At 67.9% G+C, this 19,281-nt stretch carries 18 protein-coding genes; 9 read left to right on the top strand and 9 right to left on the bottom strand.

The genetic code is table 11. The annotated features are described in order from the left end of the window. Nucleotides 1-69: 69 nt before the first annotated feature. From ACT54R_RS08025 to ACT54R_RS08010, 4 genes are all read right to left on the bottom strand, one after another. Complete coding sequence (locus tag ACT54R_RS08025; RefSeq protein ID WP_168462332.1) at nucleotides 70-672, bottom strand: 50S ribosomal protein L25/general stress protein Ctc; 603 nt, start codon at nucleotides 670-672, stop codon at nucleotides 70-72. Nucleotides 673-831: 159 nt separating this feature from the next. Continuing rightward, complete coding sequence (locus tag ACT54R_RS08020) at nucleotides 832-969, bottom strand: hypothetical protein (RefSeq protein ID WP_168462333.1); 138 nt, start codon at nucleotides 967-969, stop codon at nucleotides 832-834. Nucleotides 970-1,050: 81 nt separating this feature from the next. Continuing rightward, complete coding sequence (locus ACT54R_RS08015; RefSeq protein WP_476325191.1) at nucleotides 1,051-2,178, bottom strand: zinc-dependent alcohol dehydrogenase family protein; 1,128 nt, start codon at nucleotides 2,176-2,178, stop codon at nucleotides 1,051-1,053. A gap of 142 nt (nucleotides 2,179-2,320) precedes the next feature. Further along, a complete protein-coding gene (locus ACT54R_RS08010) occupies nucleotides 2,321-2,956 on the bottom strand; it encodes a TetR/AcrR family transcriptional regulator (RefSeq protein WP_476325189.1) in 636 nt (211 codons plus the stop codon). Nucleotides 2,957-3,176: 220 nt separating this feature from the next. Here ACT54R_RS08010 and ACT54R_RS08005 point away from each other — a divergent pair, with 220 nt between their 5' ends. From ACT54R_RS08005 to cynS, 9 genes are all read left to right on the top strand, one after another. After that, on the top strand, nucleotides 3,177-3,743 hold the full coding sequence (locus ACT54R_RS08005; protein ID WP_051678987.1) for an OsmC family protein: 567 nt from the start codon (nucleotides 3,177-3,179) through the stop codon (nucleotides 3,741-3,743). A gap of 93 nt (nucleotides 3,744-3,836) precedes the next feature. Continuing rightward, nucleotides 3,837-4,967 carry an acyl-CoA dehydrogenase family protein gene (locus ACT54R_RS08000; protein WP_476325187.1) on the top strand — a complete coding sequence of 377 codons (1,131 nt, stop codon included), beginning with the start codon at nucleotides 3,837-3,839 and terminating at the stop codon, nucleotides 4,965-4,967. A 99-nt stretch (nucleotides 4,968-5,066) separates the two neighbouring features. After that, nucleotides 5,067-5,930: a sulfurtransferase gene (locus ACT54R_RS07995; protein ID WP_476325185.1), complete on the top strand. Its 864-nt coding sequence runs from the start codon at nucleotides 5,067-5,069 to the stop codon at nucleotides 5,928-5,930. Between the two features lie 22 nt (nucleotides 5,931-5,952). After that, nucleotides 5,953-6,579 carry a DsbA family protein gene (locus tag ACT54R_RS07990; protein WP_476325183.1) on the top strand — a complete coding sequence of 209 codons (627 nt, stop codon included), beginning with the start codon at nucleotides 5,953-5,955 and terminating at the stop codon, nucleotides 6,577-6,579. Then, nucleotides 6,576-7,754, top strand: a complete 1,179-nt coding sequence (locus ACT54R_RS07985) for an NAD(P)/FAD-dependent oxidoreductase (RefSeq protein WP_476325181.1) — start codon at nucleotides 6,576-6,578, stop codon at nucleotides 7,752-7,754. The genes ACT54R_RS07990 and ACT54R_RS07985 overlap by 4 nt, the downstream gene beginning before the upstream one ends. Before the next feature lie 73 nt (nucleotides 7,755-7,827). Continuing rightward, a complete protein-coding gene (locus tag ACT54R_RS07980; protein ID WP_476325179.1) occupies nucleotides 7,828-9,192 on the top strand; it encodes a CmpA/NrtA family ABC transporter substrate-binding protein in 1,365 nt (454 codons plus the stop codon). A 4-nt stretch (nucleotides 9,193-9,196) separates the two neighbouring features. Further along, the gene (gene ntrB, locus ACT54R_RS07975; RefSeq protein ID WP_476325177.1) at nucleotides 9,197-10,036 is read left to right on the top strand and encodes a nitrate ABC transporter permease; all 840 of its coding nucleotides are present in this window, start codon (nucleotides 9,197-9,199) and stop codon (nucleotides 10,034-10,036) included. A gap of 5 nt (nucleotides 10,037-10,041) precedes the next feature. Next, nucleotides 10,042-10,962 carry an ABC transporter ATP-binding protein gene (locus tag ACT54R_RS07970; RefSeq protein ID WP_476325175.1) on the top strand — a complete coding sequence of 307 codons (921 nt, stop codon included), beginning with the start codon at nucleotides 10,042-10,044 and terminating at the stop codon, nucleotides 10,960-10,962. Between the two features lie 45 nt (nucleotides 10,963-11,007). Then, entirely contained in the window at nucleotides 11,008-11,496 is a 489-nt protein-coding gene (cynS, locus tag ACT54R_RS07965) for a cyanase (RefSeq protein WP_476325173.1), read from the top strand. A 79-nt stretch (nucleotides 11,497-11,575) separates the two neighbouring features. Here cynS and ACT54R_RS07960 read toward each other — a convergent pair whose 3' ends face one another. From ACT54R_RS07960 to ACT54R_RS07940, 5 genes are all read right to left on the bottom strand, one after another. Beyond that, on the bottom strand, nucleotides 11,576-12,751 hold the full coding sequence (locus tag ACT54R_RS07960) for a DUF4167 domain-containing protein (RefSeq protein ID WP_476325171.1): 1,176 nt from the start codon (nucleotides 12,749-12,751) through the stop codon (nucleotides 11,576-11,578). Nucleotides 12,752-13,325: 574 nt separating this feature from the next. After that, nucleotides 13,326-14,264, bottom strand: a complete 939-nt coding sequence (prmC, locus tag ACT54R_RS07955) for a peptide chain release factor N(5)-glutamine methyltransferase (protein ID WP_476325169.1) — start codon at nucleotides 14,262-14,264, stop codon at nucleotides 13,326-13,328. 3 nt (nucleotides 14,265-14,267) lie between these two features. Then, entirely contained in the window at nucleotides 14,268-15,350 is a 1,083-nt protein-coding gene (gene prfA / locus ACT54R_RS07950; protein ID WP_476325167.1) for a peptide chain release factor 1, read from the bottom strand. Between the two features lie 72 nt (nucleotides 15,351-15,422). Continuing rightward, nucleotides 15,423-17,690: a phosphoenolpyruvate--protein phosphotransferase gene (gene ptsP, locus ACT54R_RS07945; protein WP_168462346.1), complete on the bottom strand. Its 2,268-nt coding sequence runs from the start codon at nucleotides 17,688-17,690 to the stop codon at nucleotides 15,423-15,425. A 95-nt stretch (nucleotides 17,691-17,785) separates the two neighbouring features. Continuing rightward, a complete protein-coding gene (locus ACT54R_RS07940; RefSeq protein ID WP_168462347.1) occupies nucleotides 17,786-19,045 on the bottom strand; it encodes an aspartate kinase in 1,260 nt (419 codons plus the stop codon). Nucleotides 19,046-19,281 lie beyond the last annotated feature (236 nt).

Raw genomic sequence — 19,281 nt, 5'->3', positions numbered from 1 at the left:
CTCCGGCCCGGAAAACGGGGCGCCGCGGCTTTGAAGAAAGCGCGGCGCCCGGGATGGTCAGCGATCAGCTCAGGCCTTGGGCTCTTCCGCCGCCGGTTCCTCCTCGGCGCCCACCGGGGCGACGATGGTGGCGAGGGTGTCATCGCCCTGGCCGGCCCAGCTGGAGCCAGCCGGCAGCTTGAGAGCGGACAGGTGGAAGGCGTCGCCGAATTCCGCTCCGGTGAGGTCGACCTCGATGGCGGCGGGGATGTTCTCCGCATCGCACTCGAGCTCGACGGTGTGGGCAACCACGTTCAGGGTGCCGCCGGCCTTGAGCGCCGGGGAGGCTTCCTGCTTCACGAAGTGCACCGGAACTTCGACCGTCACGGTCGCGCCCTTGGAGACGCGCAGGAAGTCCACGTGGAGGGGGAAGTCCTTCACCACGTCCAGCTGGTAGTCGCGCGGGATGACGCGGTGCTTGGTGCCGTCCACGTCAACCTCGAACAGGGTGGTGAGGAAGTGGCCGGCATAGATGATCTTGTTGATCTCGATGAAGTCGAGCGAGATCGTGATGGGGTCCTGCTTCTCGCCGTAGATCACGGCGGGCACACGCCCGGCGCGGCGCTCGGCACGGGCGGCCCCCTTGCCGGCCCGCGGGCGCGCCACAGCCTTCAGTTCCTTGATGGCAGTCATGGCACTTGTCCTGATTTTCGAGTTTCCATCGCCGCATCCGTATGGACGCGCGATTTCGCCCTGCGGCACGCCTCCAGGGGGGCGCATGCCGAAAGCGAAGGCGCGCTTATAGCGGCGGAGCCCCGCCGATGCAAGGAAGCGGCGGGGTAAAAGGGCGGATCAGCGCGGGGTCGAAGACTGGCACGCGCCGGGCTTGCCCACCGGCGTGCCCTGGCCGAACCAGTTGCCGCACTTGTCGCAGCCGGAGACGGCAATGGCCAGCGCGGCGACGGCGGCGAGACGGATGGCGACGCGCATGACTTCTCCTCGGGAACCCGCGGCAGATTAGGCGATCCGCCGCGGAAGGAAAGGGGCCGCGCCGCCGCGGCCCCTTTGCGGTCAGTAAACGATGACGTGCCGCACCACTTCGCCACGGTCGAGGCGGTCGAAATTCTCGTTGATGGTGTCGAGCGGCCCGGTGGAGGAGAGCAGGCGGTTCACCGGCAGCTTGCCGCGCTTGTAGAGCGCCATGAAGCGCGGAATGTCGCGCGGCGGTACGCAACTGCCCATGTAGCTGCCCTTGATGGTGCGTTCCTCGGCGACGAGATGCACCGGCGGCAGCGAGATGCGGGCGTTGGGATTGGCGAGGCCGCCCGTGGTGGTGGTGCCGCCCCGGCGGGTGATCTTGTAGGCGAGCTCGAAGGCGGGGGCGGAGCCGGCCATCTCGATGGCGTGGTCCACGCCGCCGTGGGTCGCCTCCTTCACCGCCTCCACGATGTCCGCGTCGCTGGCGAGGAAGGTATCCGTCGCGCCGAGCTGGCGGGCGAGATCGAGCTTGGACGGCGAGAGGTCGAGGGCAACAATCTGGTCGGCACCCGCCGCCACCGCGCCCATCACCGCCGAGAGGCCGACGCCGCCGAGGCCGACCACGGCGACACTCTGGCCCGGGCGCACGCCGGCCGTGTTCACCACGGTGCCGACGCCCGTCATCACCGCGCAGCCGAACAGGGCCGCGTCGATCAGCGACATCTCCTTGTCGATCTTGATGATGGAGCGGCGCGAGACCACCGCATACTCGCCATAACCGGCGATGCCGCAGAGGTGGTAGATGTCGGTGCCGTCGTCGCACTTCAGCCGCCGCCCGCCGCCGAGCAGGGTGCCTGCGCCGTTGGAGGCCTGTCCCGGTCCGCACAATTGGGCGCGGCCTTCCATGCAGGAGGGGCAGGTGCCGCAGGTGGGCACGAAGCTCATCACCACATGGTCGCCGGCATGGAGATCATCGACGCCCGGGCCGGTCTCCACCACCACGCCTGCCGCCTCGTGGCCGAGCACCATGGGGAGCTGGCGCGGGCGGTCGCCGTTGATGACCGACAGGTCGGAATGGCACAGGCCAGCCGCCGCCACCTTGATGAGCACTTCGCCGGCCTGCGGCGGCGCGAGCTGAACCGTTTCAATCGAGAGCGGACGCGTGTCCGCATAAGGCTTGTTGACCGGAGACGTGCGCAGGACGGCGGCGCGGATCTGCATCTTTTCCTCCCGATGCTGTTACCGCGTTTTCGGACGCCGTGGGGCGGAGCGTCAAGCGCGGGAGACTGCGCATTTCGCAGGGGGAGGGAGCCGTCTCACGCTCTGGACGCATGGAGCGTGAGCGGGAGCGGAGAGGCGCTCGTCAGGCCGCTTCGGCCGCCATGCCCGAGAGCAGCAGGTCGGCCGTCTGGCCCGCCAGAAGGGCAACGTTGGCGTCCTTCGTAATCATGGCGGCGACGATGGCGCCGTCGATCAAGACGCCCAGCTGGTGGGCGGCGCCGTTGGGGTCGCGCGCGCCGGCCTCCGACGCGAGGCGGGTGATGGTCTCCAGCACGACTTTCTTATGGGCAAGGGCGATCTGGCGCATGCGGTCGTCGGCCTTGTCGTGTTCCGCCACCGCATTGATGAAGGGGCAGCCGAAGAAGCGGGCGTCGCCGAACCATTCCCGCAGCACCGGGAAGATGCGGCGCAGGCGCATCTGCGCGGTTGCCTCGCCTTTCAGCAGTTCGCCGAGAAACCAGTCGCGCCACGCTGCGCCCTCGCGCTCCAGCACCGCCTCCACCAGCCGCTCCTTGGAGCCGAAGGACTTGTAAAGGGTCGCCTTGGCGGTCGCGGCCTCGGCCACCACGGCATCCACGCCCACCGCGTTGATGCCGTACTGGCAGAACAGCCGCGTCGCAGCCTGGAGGATGCGTTCGCGCGCCTTCGGCTCCGCCTCCCCGGCGTCCGGTGCGGCGTGGGGATTGGCCTTGGGGCGGATTGCCTTCGCTTGCTGCATCGCTTCTCACCAATGTGCCGTTTTCGCGAGCACTGAGACAGACCTGTCTGTTTTCTACAGGCACGAACCGTGCCGGACAAGCCGCGTCCCTTCTTCCCACAGCTCCTTATTTCTCATGAGGAAATGCAGTTCTCCTCCAGTCCGCTGCCTCGATCGGCGGATCTGGCATAGGGCGTGCATAAGACAGAACGGTCTGTCTACACGACCCAAGGAGATCCTGATGACTGCGCCCCAGACCGCACTGACCGGCTGCCTCGCGCCAGAAGCGACCACGGGCTGCCTTGCGCCCATCGACAAGGAAGGCCTCGCCAAGCTGATTGCGGCCGGCAAGGCGGACCCCAAGGTCATCAAGACCCTGAAGTGCAAGACCGTCGCCGAAGGCCGCTTCCGCCACGCCAACTACATCCGCAATCTCGAGCCCTACATCGTCGACGAGCCCCCGGGCCTGCTCGGCGACGACACGGCCCCCAACCCGTCCGAGGCGTCCCTCGCCGCGCTCGGCTCCTGCCTCGCCGTGGGCCTCCACGCCAATGCGGTGCATCGCGGCTGGACCGTGCGCAAGCTCGAGCTCCAGCTCGAAGGCGATCTCAACATCACCGCCGTGTGGGGCACGGGCGACGTGAGCGAGAAGCCGGTCGGCTTCACCGACGTGCGCGTGAAGGTCGACATGGAGTGCGACGGCGTGCCGAAGGAAGAGGTTGAGGCACTCATCTCCCACGTCACCAAGTGGTCGCCCGTGGCCAACACCTTCGTGCGCCCGGTGAACCTCGAGGTGGCGCTCGGCTGAGCAAGCCCGCTCCGGACGCCCGGCCGCCCGCGGCCGCATCCCTGCCCGGCGTGTGCCGGGCAGGCTCCCGCCCTCTCCCCGTCGAGGATCGTCATGTCGATGCCCGTGCACGCCGCCGTCACTGCCCTGTCGCCGCACGACCCCGCTGCGGTCGATCTCGATGCCGGCATCGCGCTGGACGAGATCGGCAAGATCGCGCGGACCGACCTTTCCGCCTGGGCGCGGGCCATCGACGAGGGCACCTACCCCGCGACGCTGCTGCATCGCTTCGCCGATGCCGGCGCGTTCCGGCTGCATCTCTCCCAGGACCACCGGCTGGGCAATGCCATCGAGGGCATGTCGCGCATGTCCGAGGTCTGCGCCGCGACGGGCTTCATGGCCTGGTGCCAGAACACGCTGGTCTGGTACCTCATCAATTCCGAGAACGCGGCGCCGCGCGCCAAGTATCTCGCTGCCGTCGCCACTGGCCACGTGCTTGGCGGCACCGCTTTGTCCAATCCCATGAAGTCCTTCTTCGGCATCGAGACTCTGAAGCTGAAGGGTACGCGCGTGGAGGGCGGCTACAAGGTGAAGGGCATCCTGCCGTGGGTGTCCAATCTCGGCCCCGACCATTTCTTCGGCTGCATCTTCGCCGTGGACGGCGCCGCGCCGGTGATGGCGATCATCGATTGTGCCGAGCCGGCCGTGACGCTGAAGCCCTGCGAGCCCTTCCTCGGAATGGACGGCACCGGCACCTATGGCGTGCAGGTGCGCGACCTGTTCATTCCCGACGACATGGTGCTGGCGCACGACGCCATGTCGTTCGTGAAGAAGATGCGGGCCGGCTTCATCCTGCTGCAGGCCGGAATGGCCATCGGCCTCATCCGCGACTGCATCGCCATGATGCGCGAGGTCGAGGAGCCCCTCGGCCACGTGAACCGCTACCTCGACGTCCAGCCCGACCAGATGGCCGAGACGCTGGCCGCCACGGAGGCGGAGGTGAACGCCCTCGCCGAGACGCCGTTCGAGGCGAGCCCGGACTACTGGCGCCGCGTCGTCTCCGCCCGCCTTCTGGCCGGCGAAAAGAGCGTCGAGGCCGCCCACAACGCCATGCTCCACTGCGGCGCCCGCGGCTATGTGCGGGCCTCCCGCTGCCAGCGGCGCCTGCGCGAGGCCTATTTCGTCGCCATCGTCACGCCTGCCACCAAGCAACTGAAGCTGATGCTGGACCAGATGCCGGCCTGACCTCCGCCCGTTTCAAAACATGAGGGGCAAAAGCCCCCGTTGCCTTCCGAAGACGTGTCCTTGCGACCCGCAAGATCCGACCCACCAGAGGGGATCACCATGAGCGCAATCCTGATTTCGCCGCCCGACCTGTCGACCCTGATCCTGTCCGAGCCCACCGTCGTCATCGATACCCGCGATCCGGGCAGCTACGCCGCCGGCCACATCCCCGGTGCGGTGAATCTCCATGAGATCTTCACCTTCCTCGCCACCTCGACGCCCGAGGGCTACGCCGAGCTTCGGCAAAAATTCGCCGACGCCTTCGGCAAGGCCGGCCTCTCCGGCAAGGAGACGGCGGTGATCTACGAGCAGTCGATGAATTCGGGCTTCGGCCAGTCCTGCCGTGGCTATTTCCTGCTCACCTTCCTCGGCTATCCGAAGGTGAAGGTGCTGCACGGCGGGTTCGCCGCCTGGAGTGCGGCGGGCCTTCCCGTCTCGACGGATGTGCCCGAGCCCAAGGCCGCCACCTTCCCGGTGGACCCGGCGGCCGGTGAACTCATCATCGATGCCGCCGCCATGCTGAAGGCGGTGGAGGATCCGGCCGTCGCCAAGCTCGACGTGCGCGATGTGGACGAGTGGATTGGCGAAAGCTCCTCGCCCTATGGCAAGGACTTCTGCCCCCGCAAGGGACGCATCCCCGGCGCCAAGTGGATCGAATGGTACCGCATGATGAAGCCGACCGCCGAAGGGCCGCGCTTCAAGTCCTCGGCCGAGATCCTCGCCGAGTGCGCCACCGTGGGCATTTCGCCGGAGACCTCCGTCTATCTCTACTGCTTCAAAGGGGCGCGGGCCTCGAACACCTTCCTCGCGCTGAAAGAGGCGGGGGTGAAGGACGTGAAGATGTATTTTGGCTCCTGGAACGAGTGGTCGCGCGATCCGTCGCTCCCCATCGAGGAGGGGCATCCGGCCGCGGCCCTCGGCTGAACCGAGCCAAAGGAGCCCCGCCGTGCCCGAGATCATCTGCTATTTCAGCCCCCAGTCCGGATATGCCTATCTGGGGCACGGCCGCCTGCGCGAGATCGCGCGCGCGGCGGGCGCGGACATTCTGTGGCGTCCCGTCGACATCCTGAAGGTCTTCGCCGAGGGCGGCTCCACCGCCCCGGCGAAGCAGTCGCCCCAGCGCAACGCCTATCGCAAGCAAGACATCGTGCGCTGGGCCAAGGTGCGCGGCATCCCGATCAACACCGAGCCGAAGTTCTGGCCCACGGATACGCTGCCCGCCTGCCGCCTCATCGCGGCGGCGCAGCTCGAGGGCATCGACCCCGCCGACCTCATCGGCGGTTGCCTTTCAGCCGTATGGGCGCGGGACATCCAGATTTCCGAGCGGGACAACCTTGTCCGCCTGGCCAACGAGGTGGGGCTGGATGGCGAGAAGCTCGCCACCGTCTCCGACAGCGTCGAGGCCGCCGACAAGATCGCGCGCAACACCGCCGCGGCCATCGAGGCGGGCGTGTTCGGCTCGCCCACCTATTTCGTGAACGGCCAGATGTATTTCGGCCAGGACCGGCTGCTGTTCGTCGCCGCCGCGCTTGGCGTCGCGCAGGAAGACGTGGCGCGGGAGCATCTGTCGTGAGCGCGCCGCTCGTCATCATCGGGGCCGGGCAGGCGGCGGCGCAGGCTGTCACCTCCCTCAAGGCCGAGGGCTATGGCATGCCCATCATCGTCATCGGCGACGAGCCCTATCTGCCTTACCAGCGCCCGCCGCTCTCCAAGGCCTATCTCGGCGGTGAGATGACCGAGGACCGGCTGGAGCTGAAGGCGCCCGCCTTCTATGCCGAGGCCGGCGCCGAGATGCGGCTCTCGACCCGCGTCGCCCGCATCTTTCCGGTGGGCAAGGAGGTGGAGCTTTCCGACGGCGCCCGCCTCACCTACGGCGCGCTGCTGATCGCCACCGGCACCCGCGCCCGCGCGCTGCCTGTGCCCGGTGCGGAGCTGCCCGGGGTCTTCTCCATCCGCAGCATCGACGATGTGAAGCACTTCCGCGCCGCCGCTCTTCCGGGCGCGCGGCTGGTCATCATCGGCGGCGGCTATATCGGGCTGGAGACGGCGGCCAAGGCGCGGACGCTCGGGCTCGATGTCACCGTGGTGGAGGGTGCGCCGCGGCTTCTCGCCCGGGTCGCCTGCACCACCATCTCGGAATTCGCCCGCGTGCTGCACGAGGGCCACGGCGTCACCATCCTCACGGGCACCGGCGTCGCCCGCATTCTGGGCACGGACGGCGTGACGGGCGTGGAACTCGCCGATGGGCGGGTGCTGTCGGCCGATCTCGTGCTCTCCGCTGTCGGCGCGGTGCCGAACGGCGAAATCGCGGCGGAGGCTGGTCTCGCCATGGAGAACGGCATCCGTGTGGATGAGGCGACCCGCACCAGCGTGCCCGACATCTATGCTGCCGGAGACGTGGCCAACTTCCCGAGTAAGCTCTACGGCCGACGAGTTCGCCTCGAATCCGTGCAGAATGCGATCGATCAGGCCAAGGCTGCTGCAAAAGCGATCAGTGGTGGGGCAGTTGCATACGATCCGATCCCCTGGTTCTGGTCCGATCAGTATGATGTGAAGCTGCAGATCGCCGGCCTTCTCGACGGGCACGACCGCACCGAATGCGAGGGCGACGTCGCCGCGGCACGCTTCTGCGTCAGGTACTTCGCGGGGGATCGCCTCGTCGCGGTTGCCTCCGTCAACGATCCGAAAAGCCACATGCTGGCGCGCAAGGCGCTCGCCACCCCGCCACCGATCCCCGTCCCCGGGTGAGCGTGGCACGGGCATTGCCCTATCCCAGCGTCACGATCGTCCGGTCCATCGCAAGCCCTCACGGAGAGCCCTGATGTCGATGTTTTCCAACCCGTTCTCGCTGAAGTCCACGCTGCGCCGCTGCCTGTGCGGGCGGCACGCGAGCGCGGAGGAGCATGCGGCGGCGGAGCGGGCTGCGACGCTCTCCGACGAGGCGCGCTACAAGGAGGTGGTCGCCTCCGGCCTCATGCGGGCGCTGTTCCCCAACGACCTGAAGCGCCGTGCCTTCCTGAAGGCCGTGGGCACCTCGACCGCGGCGGCGGCCCTCGCCACCTTCTTCCCGCTCGACGCCGCCACCGAGGCGTTCGCCCAGACCGGCAAGCCAGAGAAGACCGACCTCAAGGTCGGGTTCATCCCCATCACCTGCGCCACGCCCATCATCATGGCCCATCCGATGGGCTTCTATACCAAGCACGGCCTGAACGTTGAGGTGGTAAAGACCGCCGGCTGGGCGGTCGTGCGCGACAAGACCATCAACAAGGAATATGACGCCGCCCACATGCTGGCGCCCATGCCGCTCGCCATCTCGCAGGGGCTCGGCTCGAACCCGATCCCCTTCGTCGCGGCGGCCATCGAGAACATCAACGGCCAGTCCTTCACCCTCGGCATCAAGCACAAGGACAAGATGGACGTGAAGTCGTGGAAGGGGCTGAAGTTCGCCATCCCCTACGACTTCTCCATGCACAACTACCTGCTGCGCTACCTCTTGGCGGAGAACGGCCTCGACCCGGACACCGACGTGCAGCTGCGCGTGGTGCCTCCGCCGGAGATGGTGGCGAACCTCCGCGCCGAGAACATCGACGGCTTCCTAGCGCCGGACAACGTGGCCCAGCGCGCGGTGTTCGATGGCGTGGGCTTCATCCATTCCCTGTCCAAGACCATGTGGGACGGGCATCCCTGCTGCTCCTTCGCGGCCAGCAAGGAATTCATCGCCACAATGCCGAACACCTACGCGGCGCTGCTGCGGGCCATCGTGGATGCCACCGGCTATGCCTCGAAGGCGGAAAACCGCAAGGCCATCGCCGAAGCCATCGCGCCGGCCGCCTATCTCAACGCCCCGCCGATCGTTCTGGAGCAGGTGCTGGTGGGCAAGTACGCGGACGGTCTCGGCAACATCAAGGATGACCCCAAGCGCGTCGATTTCGATCCCTTCCCCTGGGATTCCTTCGCCGTGTGGATGCTGACCCAGATGAAGCGCTGGGGGCAGATCAAGGGCGATGTGGACTACACCAAGGTCGCCAACGAGGTGTTCCTCGCCACCGACGCCGCCAAGGTGATGAAGGAGATGGGCCTCACCCCACCCGCCACCACCATGAAGTCGTTCTCGGTGATGGGGAAGGTGTTCGACCCGGCGAAGCCCGCCGAATACGTCAATTCCTTCGCGATCAAGCGGAGCTGAGCGGATGAAGAGCCTCGGCGCGCGCGCCGGCCTCCTCTCGGTGCTGCTGTTCGTCGCCTTCTGCGCGCTGTGGCAGATCGCCGTCACCCCGAGCGCAAGCTCGGGGCCGGCGCTCGATCCCGAATATGCCAAGCTGATGGGCATCGCGACCGAAGGCGCCAAGTCCGCCATGCCGGGGCCACTCGATGTTGCCGGCAAGCTTTGGGACAACCTGAAACGGCCGTTCTACGACAATGGCCCGAACGACAAGGGGCTCGGCCTCCAGCTTCTCTATTCCATCGGCCGGGTGGCCATCGGCTATGGGCTGGCGGTGCTGGTGGCGGTGCCCATCGGCTTTCTCATCGGCATGTCGCCGCTAGCCTACCGGGCGCTCGATCCCTTCATCCAGGTGCTGAAACCCATCTCGCCGCTCGCCTGGATGCCGCTCGCCCTCTACACCATCAAGGATTCCTCCCTCTCGGCCATCTTCGTCATCTTCATCTGCTCGGTCTGGCCCATGCTCATCAACACCGCGTTCGGCGTGGGAGCGGTGCGCAAGGAGTGGCTGAATGTGGCGCGGACCCTGGAGGTGGGGCCGTGGCGCCGTGCCTTCACCGTGATCCTGCCGGCGGCGGCGCCGACCATCCTCACCGGCATGCGCATCTCCATCGGCATCGCCTGGCTGGTCATCGTGGCGGCGGAGATGCTCGTGGGCGGAACCGGCATCGGCTACTTCGTCTGGAACGAGTGGAACAACCTCTCCATCGCCAATGTGATCGTCGGAATCCTGCTCATCGGCGTCGTCGGCATGGCCCTCGACCTCATTCTCGCGCGCTTGCAGAAGCGCGTGACGTTTCCGGAGTGAGGGTCATGGAGAACGATCAGAAGTTCATCTCCATCGAGGGCATTGCCCGGCGCTATCCGGCGGCGGGTGGCGGTTCCACCACCATCTTCGAGAATCTCTGGCTGCCCGTGGCGCGGGGCGAATTCGTCTGCATCATCGGCCATTCCGGCTGCGGCAAGACGAGCGTGCTCAACATCCTCGCCGGGCTCGAGGAGCCGTCCGACGGCGTCGTCGTGGTGGATGGGCAGGCCATCTCCGGCCCGAGCCTCGACCGCGCAGTGATCTTTCAGGGCCATGCGCTGCTGCCATGGAAGAGCGTCATCGGCAATGTGGGCTATGCGGTCTCCTCCCGCTGGCGCAAGGCCGGGCGCGCCGAGGTGGAGGCGCGGGCGCGCCGCTTCATCGATCTCGTCGGCCTAAAAGGCAACGAGCTGAAGCGCCCGGCGGAACTCTCCGGCGGCATGCGCCAGCGCGTCGGCATCGCGCGCGCTCTGTCTATCGAGCCGAAGATCCTGCTCATGGACGAGCCCTTCTCCGCCCTCGATGCGCTCACCCGGGGCACGCTGCAGGATGAGGTGCGGCGCATCTGCAAGTCCACCGGCCAGACCGTGGTCATGATCACCCACGACGTGGATGAGGCCATCTACCTCGCCGACAAGATCGTGCTGATGACCAATGGGCCGGAGGCGATGATCGCCGAGGTGGTGGAAAATCCGCTGCCCATGGAGCGGGCGCGCGACAGCATCCACCGGGAAGAAGACTACTACGCGGTGCGCAACCATCTCGTGGACTTCCTCGTCTCCCGCAGCCGCACCTTCAAGGCGGAGATGCCGGCAGGCTACGACCGCCGCCACCCGCCCGTGGTGCGTCTCGGCCGCCAGCCGAAGCCCGAGCCGGCGGCGGCCAACACCATTCCCTTCCCCGCCATCGCCAAGGCACGCGACTGACGGGCCTTGTTTCTTCGACCGAACTCAAGCGGAGACCATAAGAAGATGAAGCGCGAGCAACTGACCGAGAAGATCCTCGACATCAAGCGCGAGAAGGGCTGGACCTGGAAATACATCTGCGACGAGATCGGCGGCATGTCGCCCGTGCTCGTCGTCGGCGCGCTGCTGGGCCAGATGAAGCTGGTGAAGCCGCTGGCGAAAAAAGCTGCCGAGCTGTTCAGCCTTTCCGAGGTGGAAGAGCGGATGCTGAACGAAGTGCCCATGCGCGGCGCCGGCACGCCCATGCCCCCCACGGACCCGCTGATCTATCGCTTCTACGAGCTGGTGATGGTCAACGGTCCGGCGTGGAAGGCGCTGATCGAGGAGGAGTTTGGCGACGGCATCATGTCCGCCATCGACTTCAACATGGAGATGGTGCGCGAGCCGAACCCCAAGGGGGACCGGGTGCAGATCACCATGTCCGGCAAGTTCCTGCCCTACAAATACTACGGCAACGAGCAGGGCATCCCCGACTACGGCTTCAAGGAAAGCTGAGCCGGCACGTAGCGGGCGGCCAAAGAAAAACCCCGCCGGGCGACCGGCGGGGTTTTTGTTTCGGTCAGGAGAACCGGACCTATTCGTTGAACAGAACGGGCTGCTCGGGCGCCGGCGCCTCGGCAGCGGCCTCGGTTCCTTCGCCGGCCCGGGTGCGGAAGCGGCGGCGGCGCGGGCGCGGGGCATCTGCCTCGGCGGCCTCTGTCGCCTCTTCGCGAGGCGTCTCGGCAGCAACCTTGGCTTCCGCCTTGGTTTCGGCCTTGGCCTCAGCCTTCGGCTCGGCCTTGGGTTCGCGCGGCTCAGCCTTCGGCTCGCTCTTCACCTCGGCCTTCATTTCGGCCTTGGGCTCCGGGCGCTCCTTGGCCACGGCAGGCGCGCCGGTGATGAAGGACGGCAGGCCGAGATCCTGCTCCTCCGCGCGGGGCGCACGGGAGGGACGGGGCTGCTCGGCTTCCTCGCTGCGCGGGGCACGATGCGGGCGCGGCTGGTCGTCGTCGCTGCGGGGCGCACGCGCCGCGCGGGGCACGAACCCATCGCCGTTGTCATCACGATTGCGGCGACGGAACTCGCGGGGCTCGCGCTGTTCCCGCTGTTCGCGGGGCTCACGCATTTCGCGGGGTTCGCGCTGCTCCCTCGGTTCGCGCTGCTCGCGTGGGTCACGGTTCTCGCGGAACTCGCGGTTGTCGCGGGCCTCGCGCGGCTGGTAGCCCTCGTCGTCATCCCGGTTGCGGCGGAAGTTGCCCTGGCGGTTGTCGCGCTGGCTCCGGTCGTCCCGCTGCCCCCGGTCATCGCGGGAGCCGCGATCGTCACGTTGGCCGCGGTCTTCGCGCGGACCCCGGTCGTCCCGAGGACCGCGATCCTCGCGCGGACCCCGGTCATCGCGATTGCTGCGCCCCTGGTAGGGCTGCTCGTCGCGGCTGTAAGGCTGGTCGTTGCGATTTCCATACGGCTGCGGCGCGTCGAGGGAGGACACGTCGTCCATCTCCTCGTCGTCGCCGTCTTCATCGCGGCCGAATCCATTCACCGGGGCGAACTGACCCTGCAGCGAGGCGATGAGGCGCAGGTAATGTTCCGCATGCTGGAAATAGTTCTCAGCGGCCACGGGGTCGCCGGAGGCCTGGGCATCGCGGGCGAGCTGCTGGTATTTTTCCGCAATGTGGTGGGCTGTCCCACGCACCTTCACATCCGGGCCGTTCGACTCGTAAACCCGCGTCAAAGGGTTTGAGCTGCGCCGGTTGTTGTTGCGGCCGCGCATGCGCTTCTGCTGACCATTTCTCATATGGATCGATCTCTACTCGCCCGGCGTTCACGCCGCCGTCTGCGCCCGGCCGCATCGCGCCGGTACAATCCGCATATCCCGCCGGGCTTCCCGCTCCGGCGGCGCGCATCTCATGAAACGAACCTCCGGAACGCCATCCCAGCGGAATAGGCCCCGTGGCACGCTGCCTTGTGCGCAGGACATGACCGTCAGATCCGCGGAAGCCGCCTGCGCCGGCATCCGCGCTGGACCAAAGCGAAAGTCGTCAAGAAGTCAGGATCAGTCCGATCATTGAGCCCCGTTCCGTGCCCCCCAGCACGGGTGCCGCTACACGCGATGCCGCAACCCGAGACGTCATCGCCCAAGACGTCACCAAAGACCGCCATCGACCGTCTGTGGGCCGCGCATGCTCAGCACCGTGAAACGATCCAACCGTGGGACGCTCGCGTGAGCGGCGCCATCGCGCGCTCCACGCTCTCGCATTCCCAGCACCCGAAACATCCGTTTGAGATTTCGGAAGCCCGCATCAGCCCTCTGGACCAATGCTCCGGTTCGATTCCTGCGACTGACACTAGCGATTTCCCTCAAAGGTTCCAAGCCTTTTTTCGTCAGCCGCCCCGTGCCGGGTGCCGGGATGCTGCGCGCAGAGGGCGCGCGGAATGCCACCGAGGTCGGGTCGGGCCGGGCCGAGCACGCAGAGCCCTGCGGCTTGAACGAGGGCGGCGACGGCCGGTTCCTGGCCCGCGCCGAGTTCCAGAACAACAATGCCACCGGGCTTCAGCAGGCGCGTCAGGTCGGCGGCGATGGCGCGATAGGCGGCGAGCCCATCGACTCCCGCGACCAAGGCCAGCCGGGGGTCGTGATGGCGGACGTCGACGGCAAGCCCTTCCATCTCGTCCTCGGCGATATAGGGCGGGTTTGAGACCACGAGGTCGAATCCGCCGGCGAGGGCCATGCCCCAGTCCGCGACGACGACGCAGGCGCGGTCCGAAAGATCGTTGGCTGCGAAGTTGGCTCGGGCTGTCCGGGCCGCATTCTCGGAGCGGTCCACGGCGACGCCGGTTGCGGCCGGCCGCTCCGTGAGGAGGGCCGCGAGGATGGCGCCGGTGCCTGTGCCAAGGTCGAGGGCCCGGAATGGCGCGGCACGGTCGGGAAAGAAGGCGAGGGCCGCCTCCACCACCGTTTCCGTATCTGGGCGCGGTACCAGCGTGTCCGGGGAAAGGTGAAAGGTGAGGCTCCAGAATTCCTTATGGCCGAGGATGCGGGCCACGGGCTCTCCCGCGAGCCGCCGGGCGAGGCGTGCGTGGGCGGCGGCGCGAATGTCCGGCGTTGCACGATCATCCCCCCGCGCGAGAAGTTCGCCCGGCCCGCATCCTAGGGCGTCGGCCAGCAGCAGCCGTGCATCCAGCTCCGGCGTCTCCATGCCTTCAGCGGCGAGGCGCGCGGCCATCTGCCGCCGCAGCTGGGCGATGGTCAGACCGGCCTCGGGGGCATCGCCGGGGCCGGGCACGGCTCAGGCCTCCTCGGCGGCGGCGAGCAGGGCCGCCTGATGCTCGGTGAGGAGCGGCTCGATGATGTCGTCGAGCGCGGTGCCCGCGATCACCTCCTCCAGCCTGTAGAGGGTGAGGTTGATGCGATGGTCCGTCACGCGCCCCTGCGGGAAATTATAGGTGCGGATGCGCTCGGAGCGGTCGCCGGAGCCCACCTGCCCCTTGCGGTCGGCAGCGCGGCCCGCCTCCTTGCGCTGGCGTTCCTCGTCCAGCAGGCGGGAGCGCAGCAGCGCCATGGCGCGGGCCTTGTTGCGGTGCTGAGAGCGCTCATCCTGCACCGCGACCACCGTATTGGTGGGGATATGGGTGATGCGCACCGCCGATTCGGTCTTGTTCACGTGCTGGCCGCCGGCGCCCTGGGCGCGGAACACGTCGATCCGGAGGTCGGATTCGTTGATGTCCACATCCACGTCCTCCGCTTCGGGCAGGACGGCGACGGTGGCGGCGGAGGTATGAATGCGCCCGCCGGCCTCCGTGGCCGGCACCCGCTGAACCCGGTGGACCCCGCTCTCGAACTTCAGCCGGGCATAGGCGCCCTTGCCGTGGACGGCGGCGACGATTTCCTTGTAGCCGCCCATGGTGCCCTCGCTCTCAGAGAGCACCTCCACGCTCCAGCCCTTTTCGGCGGCATAGCGCGTGTACATCCGATAGAGGTCGCCGGCGAACAGGGCCGCCTCGTCGCCGCCGGTGCCTGCACGCACTTCCAGGATGACGCCGCGCTCGTCCATGGCGTCCTTGGGCAGGAGCGCGAGGCGCACGGCGGTCGTCAGCTCGGCGATGCGCGCATCCAGCCGCTCCACCTCCGCTTCAGCCAGGGTGCGCATCTCCGGGTCGCCGGCCGAATCGGCGAGCAGTTCCCGGGCGCCCTCCAGATCGCGTTCCGCGCCGCGCAGCGCCAGTACCTGCTCCACCACGGGGGAGAGATCCGAGAATTCACGGCCGAGGCGGACGAACTCCTCCCCCTCGGCCCCGTGGGACAGGGCGGCCTCGATCTCGGCATGCCGGGCGACCAGCTGGTCGAGTTTGGCGAGGGGGAGCGTGCTCATCAGCTGGTGATTCTGGATTCCGGATGGTTTCGGGAAAACGGCAGGGGGCCGGGCGGCGCAGGCGCGCGCCGGCTAAAGCGGCAGGCCGCAGTCCCGCGCGAACTTGGTCAGCACGGCGCGCGGATCGGCCGCGCCGGTGCGGTCCTCAAGCAAGGGCAGCAGCACCTTGCGGGCGGCGGAGACGTCCGTCTCGAGCAGCATCGCCTTGACCGGCCCCATGGCCGCCGGGGAAACCGACAGGGAGCGGTAACCCAAGGCCGCCAGCGCAACCGCTTCCAGAGGCCGTGAGGCGAGTTCGCCGCACAGGGTCACGGGCTTGCCGTGGCGAATGCCAGCCTCCGCCACCAGCCGGAAGGCGCGCAGCGCCGGCGGGGAGAGCGGATCGAAGCGGTCGGCGACCCTCACGTTGGCGCGATCGGCGGCATAGAGGAACTGCACGAGATCGTTGGATCCCACCGAAAGGAAATCGGCACGGGACAAAATCTCGTCGAGTTGGAAGAGGAGGGAGGGCACCTCCACCATGGCGCCCACATAGACCCGCTCGGGCAGGCCGTGGCCGTGGCGGCGCAAGTGGGTCAGCTCCCGCTCCACCATGGCCCTGGCGCGGTCGAACTCCTCCACCGCGGCGACCATGGGGAACATGACGCGCAATTCCCGCCCTGCGCCGGCGCGTAGCAGGGCGCGCATCTGGCTGCGCAGCAGGCCCGGCCGGTCCAGTCCGAGGCGGATGGCACGCCAGCCCAGCGCCGGGTTCTCCTCTTCAACCGTCCGCATGTAGGGCAGCACCTTGTCGCCACCGATATCGAGGGTGCGGAAGGTGACGGGCCGGTCGCCGGCGGCATCCAGCACCGCCCGATAGAGCTTCAGCTGCTCGGAGATGCGTGGAAAGGCCGACGCGATCATGAACTGAAGCTCGGTGCGGAACAGGCCAATACCCGCGGCGCCGGTCTCGGCGATGTGGGGCAGATCGACCAGCAGGCCGGCATTGAGGTTCAGGTCCACATGCACCCCGTCCTTCGTGACGGAGGGGCGGGTGCGCAGCGCGGCATACTGGGCCTGCCGGCGGGCGCGGAAGCGCACCTTCTCGGCATAGGCTTCCTCGACATCACCGGGCGGGCGCAGATGCACCTCCCCGGCTTGGCCGTCGACGATCACCGGATCGCCCTGGTCGGCGAGGCCGGCGGCATTCTCCACCTGGCCTACGGCGGCGATGCCGAGCGCGCGGGCGACGATGGTGACGTGGCTGGTGGTGCCGCCTTCCTCCAGCACGAGGCCGCGGATGCTGGTGCGGTCGTAATCGAGCAGCGCAGCCGGGCTCATGTTGCGGGCGACGAGGATGGCGTTTTCCGGCAGCGCCTCCCGCTCCATGCCGCGGGACCGGCCGGTCAGCTCGCGCAGGAGGCGGTTGGCGAGGTCGTCGAGGTCGTGCAGGCGCTCACGCAGATAGGGGTCGGAGGCGCGCATCATGCGGGCGCGGGTATCCGACTGCACCCGCTCCACGGCGCCCTCGGCGGTGAGGCCGGAGAGCACGGCCTCCCGCATCTTGTGCATCCACCCCCGGTCGTGGGCGAACATGCGGTAGGCTTCTAGGATGTCGCGATGCTCGCCGGCCTTCGAGAGGCCGTCGTCCTCCAGCATCAGGTCGATGGAGTGCCTGAGCTTGCCGATGGCGGCGTCGAGGCGGGCGGTTTCCTTGACCACGTCGTCGGCGATGACATTGGTCACCCGGATGCGCGGCTCGTGCAGCACCACGTGGCCGAGGCCGAGGCCATCGGCGAGGGCGACGCCCTTCAGATGCAGCGGCCGGCGCACGGCAGGCTCGGCGCCGGGCTTGGCCAGCGCCGTCAGCTCGCCCGAGGCGATCATCTCCGCCAGCACCATGGCGGTGGTCTGGAGCGCCTCGATCTCCTCTTCCGTATAGGTGCGGCGGGCGCGGTTCTGCACCACCAGCACGCCCAGCGTGTTGCCGCCGCGCAGGATCGGCACGCCGAGGAAGGAGTTGTAGACCTCTTCGCCCGTCTCCGGCCGGTAGGAGAATTCGGGGTGGGACTGGGCGTCCAGCAGGGCCAGCGATTCGGCCTCGCGCGCCACATGGCCGACGAGGCCCTCGTCCACGCTCAGGACGGTAAGGTGAACCGCATCCCGGTTCAGACCTTCCGTTGCGTACAGCTCAAGGGTCTGATCGACGCGCAGCACGTAGACCGAGCAGACTTCCGCCACCATGTTGGCGGCGATCAGCACAACGATCTTGTCGAGGCGGTCCTGCGCGCTGACCGGCTCCGCCATCACCTCGCGGAGGCGCCGGAGCAGCACGCGCGGACCGCCGAGCGCGCCACGCATCGGCCGCATCCTTAAAAATGAGCGGGCTCAGGTGCCCGCGGGGCAATCCACTGGACGGCGCGCCCCCGCGAAGGCCACCCTCAACTGTTCCGCCCTCAGCTGTCCAGCCCGTATAGCGAATGGAGAGTCCGGACCGCAAGTTCGGTATAGGCCGCATCTATCAGGAAGGAGATCTTGATCTCCGACGTGGTGATGGCGCGGATGTTGATGCCGCGGCCCGCCAGCGCCTCGAACGCCTTGGCGGCGACGCCGGCGTGGGAGCGCATGCCAATGCCGATGACCGACACCTTCGTCACGTCCCCGGCGCCTTCGATCGCCTGGAAGGCGATGGAGTCCCGCGCCTTCTCGATCACCGCCTTGGCGCGCTCGAAATCGGCCGTGGGGACGGTGAAGGTGATGTCGGTATAGCCGTCCGCCGACACGTTCTGGACGATCATGTCCACATTGATGTGCGCGTCCGCCAGCGGGCCGAACACGGCGGCGGCGATGCCGGGCTTGTCGGCGACCCGGCGGATGGAGACCTGGGCCTCGTCCTTGGAGAAGGCGATGCCCGTGACCACCTGCGATTCCATCTGGCTTGCCACGATTTCCTCCTCGTCGCAGATGAGGGTTCCCGCCTTCTCGACTTCGCGCATCTCCGGCGCGTCGGGGTCGACCAGGCTCGAGCGCACGAAGGTGCGCACATTATGCACCATGGCGAGCTCCACCGAGCGCACCTGCAGCACCTTGGCGCCCAGCGACGCCATCTCCAGCATTTCCTCGAAGGCGATGCGGTCGAGGCGGCGGGCCTTGGGCACGACGCGCGGGTCGGTGGTGTAGACGCCGTCCACGTCGGTATAGATGTCGCACCGCTCGGCCTTGAGCGCGGCCGCCACGGCCACCGCCGAGGTGTCCGAGCCGCCGCGGCCGAGCGTTGTGATCCGCCCCGTGGGCAGGTGGATGCCCTGGAAGCCCGCGATCACCGCCACCTCGCCGCCCTCGATGGAGGTGGCCAGCCGGTCGGCGTCGATGTCCATGATGCGGGCGGAGCCGTGCGCGTCGTCGGTGGAGATCGGGATCTGCCAGCCCTGCCACGAGCGGGCGGAAACGCCCATCTCCTGCAGCGCGATGGCCAGCAGCCCGCTCGTCACCTGCTCGCCGGAGGCCACCACCGCGTCATATTCACGCGCGTCGTAGAGCGAGGAGGCATCCTTGCACCACGCGACCAGCTCGTTGGTCTTGCCGGACATGGCGGAGACCACGACCGCCACCTTGTAGCCGGCCTCCACCTCGCGCTTGACGTGGCGCGCCACGTTGCGGATGCGCTCGATATTGGCGACGGACGTGCCGCCGAACTTCATGACAAGCCGAGCCATCGCTCGTGCCTTTCTTCGCCTGATATCCTTGGGGTTGCACGCGTGCGGCGCCGATCCCGGCCGCCGGCTTCAGCCCCGCGTCATTTTCGCCGGCTGCGCTGGGCGTGCGATGCCTGGGGTGCGGAGAAGGCCGAGCGGAACATCCCTGAAGTCCTTGCGCGCGGGGTTCTGGAAGTCGCGCAGCTGTTGGGGCGCCTCCATAGCGGCAACGGGGGGCCGGGGCAACCGGTCAGCGC

Source organism: Xanthobacter sp. DMC47 (assembly GCF_056313845.1).
Note: the sequence above shows the minus strand (reverse complement) of the source record. Positions and strands in the feature narration are given on the sequence as shown.

What these genes read in the sequence shown, in the direction of transcription:
- ACT54R_RS08025 (WP_168462332.1), bottom strand. Translation starts at nt 672, where the DNA reads ATGACTGCCATCAAGGAACTGAAGGCTGTGGCGCGCCCGCGGGCCGGC.
- ACT54R_RS08020 (WP_168462333.1), bottom strand. Translation starts at nt 969, where the DNA reads ATGCGCGTCGCCATCCGTCTCGCCGCCGTCGCCGCGCTGGCCATTGCC.
- ACT54R_RS08015 (WP_476325191.1), bottom strand. Translation starts at nt 2,178, where the DNA reads ATGCAGATCCGCGCCGCCGTCCTGCGCACGTCTCCGGTCAACAAGCCT.
- ACT54R_RS08010 (WP_476325189.1), bottom strand. Translation starts at nt 2,956, where the DNA reads ATGCAGCAAGCGAAGGCAATCCGCCCCAAGGCCAATCCCCACGCCGCA.
- ACT54R_RS08005 (WP_051678987.1), top strand. Translation starts at nt 3,177, where the DNA reads ATGACTGCGCCCCAGACCGCACTGACCGGCTGCCTCGCGCCAGAAGCG.
- ACT54R_RS08000 (WP_476325187.1), top strand. Translation starts at nt 3,837, where the DNA reads ATGTCGATGCCCGTGCACGCCGCCGTCACTGCCCTGTCGCCGCACGAC.
- ACT54R_RS07995 (WP_476325185.1), top strand. Translation starts at nt 5,067, where the DNA reads ATGAGCGCAATCCTGATTTCGCCGCCCGACCTGTCGACCCTGATCCTG.
- ACT54R_RS07980 (WP_476325179.1), top strand. Translation starts at nt 7,828, where the DNA reads ATGTCGATGTTTTCCAACCCGTTCTCGCTGAAGTCCACGCTGCGCCGC.
- ntrB (WP_476325177.1), top strand. Translation starts at nt 9,197, where the DNA reads ATGAAGAGCCTCGGCGCGCGCGCCGGCCTCCTCTCGGTGCTGCTGTTC.
- ACT54R_RS07970 (WP_476325175.1), top strand. Translation starts at nt 10,042, where the DNA reads ATGGAGAACGATCAGAAGTTCATCTCCATCGAGGGCATTGCCCGGCGC.
- cynS (WP_476325173.1), top strand. Translation starts at nt 11,008, where the DNA reads ATGAAGCGCGAGCAACTGACCGAGAAGATCCTCGACATCAAGCGCGAG.
- ACT54R_RS07960 (WP_476325171.1), bottom strand. Translation starts at nt 12,751, where the DNA reads ATGCGCGGCCGCAACAACAACCGGCGCAGCTCAAACCCTTTGACGCGG.
- prfA (WP_476325167.1), bottom strand. Translation starts at nt 15,350, where the DNA reads ATGAGCACGCTCCCCCTCGCCAAACTCGACCAGCTGGTCGCCCGGCAT.
- ptsP (WP_168462346.1), bottom strand. Translation starts at nt 17,690, where the DNA reads ATGCGTGGCGCGCTCGGCGGTCCGCGCGTGCTGCTCCGGCGCCTCCGC.
- ACT54R_RS07940 (WP_168462347.1), bottom strand. Translation starts at nt 19,045, where the DNA reads ATGGCTCGGCTTGTCATGAAGTTCGGCGGCACGTCCGTCGCCAATATC.